This is a genomic window from Fonticella tunisiensis (assembly GCF_004364155.1).
In the GTDB taxonomy this organism is placed as follows: Bacteria; Bacillota; Clostridia; order Clostridiales; family Caloramatoraceae; genus Fonticella; species Fonticella tunisiensis.
The window spans coordinates 1-4238 of the sequence record NZ_SOAZ01000054.1 but is presented as its reverse complement, the minus strand read 5'-3'; the positions used below and the strand labels follow the sequence as shown (position 1 = coordinate 4238).

The 4238-nt window shown below is 36.9% G+C and carries 3 protein-coding genes and 2 riboswitches; all 3 genes read right to left on the bottom strand.

Going from position 1 to position 4238, the window contains the following annotated elements; all coding sequences use genetic code 11:
• Nucleotides 1-199: 199 nt before the first annotated feature.
• The 3 genes from larAH10 to EDD71_RS14935 all read right to left on the bottom strand — a co-directional run bounded on the left by larAH10 (nucleotide 200) and on the right by EDD71_RS14935 (nucleotide 3543).
• On the bottom strand, nucleotides 200-1480 hold the full coding sequence (larAH10, locus tag EDD71_RS14945; RefSeq protein WP_166636512.1) for an NPN-dependent 2-hydroxyacid racemase, LarAH10 family: 1281 nt from the start codon (nucleotides 1478-1480) through the stop codon (nucleotides 200-202).
• Between the two features lie 13 nt (nucleotides 1481-1493).
• Entirely contained in the window at nucleotides 1494-2300 is an 807-nt protein-coding gene (locus tag EDD71_RS14940; protein ID WP_133629510.1) for a MetQ/NlpA family ABC transporter substrate-binding protein, read from the bottom strand.
• A 70-nt stretch (nucleotides 2301-2370) separates the two neighbouring features.
• Entirely contained in the window at nucleotides 2371-3543 is a 1173-nt protein-coding gene (locus EDD71_RS14935) for a pyridoxal phosphate-dependent aminotransferase (RefSeq protein ID WP_133629509.1), read from the bottom strand.
• Nucleotides 3544-3798: 255 nt separating this feature from the next.
• Nucleotides 3799-3900: riboswitch (SAM riboswitch) on the bottom strand.
• Nucleotides 3901-3974: 74 nt separating this feature from the next.
• Nucleotides 3975-4076: riboswitch (SAM riboswitch) on the bottom strand.
• Between the last annotated feature and the right edge of the window lie 162 nt (nucleotides 4077-4238).

The window sequence follows — 4238 nt, the reverse complement described above, 5'->3', positions numbered from 1 at the left end:
AAAATCGGAATTTACATATTTCAATTATTATTCGTCTAAACCTTGACATATCAAAGGGCTACGCCCTATTTATTTTTTAATCTGCGAAACTTCTGGCATATTTATAAATTATTTTGTTTTTTTATAATCATCAAACAGCAAGAAAATAACAATTTTTCGATTGCATAAAAAACACAGGGCCTTTAAAACCCCGTGTTTTTTACATAATCGGAAGTGTATTTCCTCCAAAGGGCATAACAGTGATTTTAGGACTTGATGGACTTAGACTGTATGCAATTTCTAAAGCATTGCCTATATCATGGGATGGTATAAAACCCAGCTTTTCAACAATATCATCAGGGAGAGAAGAAATAAATATTACTTTCCTATATTTTGCTGTATACATTGTTTTGTAAGCGGCATAACCAGGAACAGTAAAATTCTTTTTAAGTGCACTTTCCATTTCATCAAGGGTTTTATATTTAAACCACTTTAAAAATTCCTCAGCCCCCAGTCCTTCACGGCATTCCGAAATCAATATAATTACACTGCCTTCTTTTCCACCGTAGAGACAATTATCCATCGTTTTCACAGTTTGATACAGATTTATATCCTTGGGATAGCCTCCGGCGGATGCTACGATGATGTCTGCCTTCTCTTTTATACTTATACCATATAGCTTACGTATAGTATTACATCCTTTAAGCCATGCCTCCTCAAAATCACCTGCAACAAACTCTATAAAATTTCCTTCAGCATCCAGTACAGCATTAAAGAGGAAATCAGGATTTACCCTCCTACAAATTTCTGTAATATCCTCCCTCATAGGGTTTCCGGATATTTTATTCGAACGGGCATCGGGGTTTAATCCTGCTCCTTCCCCCTCGTAAAAGGTTAATCTGTGATTATGCTGAATAGTTTTGATTCCAGCCACACCTGGAACCATACTTTTAGCTCCTCCGCCAAACCCTGCAAAAAGATGGAATACAATACCTCCAGTAAGAATGACTCTATCAGCATTAATCACTTTTTCATTGATGTATATGGGTGTACCAAAACTTGATTCTCCCAGATAGCAAAGCTTCGTTTCATCAAAACAGTTGTGATCATATATGGCAATTCTATTGTAAACATCATCTCCAACAATTGCCTTCTTTTCTTCTTCAGTTGAAGGCCTATGGCTGCCAAGAGCTATAAGAATAGATATATCCTTATCACCAATACCCTGTGCGTTAAGATAGTTAACAATGTGAATTAAAAATTCATTCGTCCTTACCCAGAGACGCGTAACATCGCTTACTACTATTACAACCTTCTCTCCAGACCTAACTATCTCTTTAAGAGGAGGAGCTCCTATGGGATTTTCCAAGGATTTTACAACCTCCTTTGGAATGTCTTTTAAAAAAGGAGCCTCCTTTGGAAAGAGGGTTTGAATAATGTGTTCATCATTAATATTTATATCGATTTTATCCTTTCCATATTTAAATGAGTATTTAGCCACAGCAAGCATCTCCTTAGAAACCAGGTATTACTGAACCCTGGAATGTTTCTTCAATAAACTTCTTCACTTCATCTGAATGATAAATTTCAACCAGTTTTTTAATTCTTTCATCATCTTTATTATCAGGTCGTGCTGCTATGATATTTACCCATGGTGAATCCTTGGGTTCAATGAATATTGAATCCTTAACCGGATTAAGTCCTGCTTCCATAGCATAGTTAGTATTTATTGCAGCAGCTGTTACATCAGGAAGTGAACGTGGAACCATAGCTGCCTCAAGTTCAACAAATTTGATGTTTTTGGGGTTTTCTACAACATCCTTCAATGTGGCATTAATTCCTACGCCATCCTTTAATTTTATTACGTTAGCAGACTGAAGCAAAATTAAAGCCCTTGCTTCATTAGTTGGATCGTTTGGTAGGGCAATCTTATCCCCATTTTTCAATTCATTCAGTGATTTTATTTTATTTGAGTAAACCCCCATAGGAAAATTAACCGTTGGAGCTATTTTAACGAGGTTCATATTTTTATCGGAATTAAATTTATTTAGGTAAGGTTCATGCTGATAAATATTAACGTCAATTTTCTTATCAAACAGCTGCACGTTAGGCTGAACATAATCATTGAAGGTAACAATCTCTATTTTAAGGCCCTGCTTTTCAGCCAGCTCCTTTACCTTTTCCACTATTTGTTCATGGGGGCCAGCAGTTACACCAACCTTTAAAGCCTGCTCATTCTTTGATGCTGATTTTGCGGTGCATCCTGTTAAAACAGCCAGGATTAATACTAGCGATAATAATAGTACGTGTAGCTTTTTCATTATTAAAAACACCCCTTTTATATTCTAAATTAAGTTTAATTTTCATAAAGATATAGCTGCATTTTTTATTCTAAAATATACCCTTTCTGGCCTTTTCTCTAAGGTATTTTAAACGATTTAATGCTTCAATCAGAGTTTCTTCCTTTTTAGCAAAATGAAATCTTATAAGATGGTTTATATTCTCCCTAAAGAAACTGGAACCAGGTACAGCAGCAACTCCTACTTCTCTGGCCATCCATTCGCAAAATTCCACATCACTGCCATTTGTGAACTCTGAAATATCTACCATAACATAATAGGCTCCCTGAGGTGTAGTATATTTAAGCCCTGCCTCGTCCAGCCCTTTAAGGAAGATATCTCTTTTTTCAGTATATAAAGTTTTAAGGTCTTCATAATATCGGTCCGGCATATTTAATCCTGCAAGGGCAGCTTCCTGTAGAGGTGCTGCTGCGCCAACTGTGAGAAAATCATGCACCTTTCGTGCATTTTCTATAATATATGAAGGTGCAATTACATAACCAAGCCTCCATCCTGTAATGGAATATGTTTTAGAAAGTGAACTACAGGATATAGTGCGCTCAAACATACCAGGCAGGGACGCAAAATATATATGTTTATATGGATGCATAACAATATGCTCATATACCTCATCGGTAATTACAAAAGTATCATATTCCTGTGCAAGATTTGCAATAAACTGCAGTTCCTCCATAGTGAAGACTTTTCCTGTGGGGTTTGAGGGATTACAAAGTATTAGGGCTTTGGGCCTCTTTTCAAAAGCCTTTATAAGCTCTTCCCTGTCAAATTCAAATGTCGGCGGATGAAGTGGAACATATATTGGCTCAGCTCCACAAAGAATTGTGTCTGCAACATAGTTTTCATAAAACGGTGAAAAAACGATCACCTTGTCCCCTGGATTGCATGCAGACATCATTGCCACCATCATCGCTTCTGTACTTCCACAGGTTACAACAATTTCCTTATCTGGATCAATGGATATCCCCATGAACTTTGACTGCTTTTTGGCTAAAGCTTCGCGGAACTTTTGGGATCCCCATGTAATCTCGTACTGATGTGGTCCCTTATCCGCCGCCCTCTTAAGGGCTTCAATCAGTTCGGCAGGTGGATCAAAATCAGGAAAACCCTGGGATAAATTTATAGCTCCATAGGTATTTGCAATTCTTGTCATTCTTCGAATAACCGATTCGGTAAAACTGTTTAGTCGATTGCTAACTGATGGCATTATTAGTTCTTCCTTTCAAATCAATTTGTATTGAACATAATTTAACTCGTTGTGCCAGTTCAGGAACTGAGCGAAGATAAAAAATATATGAAATTCACATAAAGCTTAGAACTTCTTTGCTAAGCGTGCTGGTGAATGAAATATATTTTTTATCGCAGCGCCTATCTGTAAATTTATCTAGCACAACGGATTAATTAAATACTTTTAGAGCAAAACAAAAGACCTCTTGATGAAAGAGGTCCCGGCCGCTGTCCTCTCTCATCTTTCAGCTTTTGCTGCAGGAATTGGCACCTGGCATTTTTTCATGCTGGTTGCCGGGCTTCATCGGGCCTTTCCCTCCGCCTCTCTTGATAAGAGTTTAAGCATTATTTAATTTGTATAAAGGCAAATAAAAAAACCTCTTTGATAAAAGAGGTAATGGCCATTATCCTCTCTTATCTTTCAGCTTTCGCTGCAGGAATTGGCACCTGGCATTTTTTCATGCTGGTTGCCGGGCTTCATCGGGCCTTTCCCTCCACCTCTCTTGATAAGAGTAATATAAACAATATTTACCTGTTATTATATTAAATTAATACTAATATGTCAATATATACTGAAACATAACAGAGATTTCGCATCTAATTTCCAGTAAAGCTTTTTTCTTTATAGGAAATTAGATTTTTTCTATTTTATTGAAATTTTGGAAGGGAAAAAGG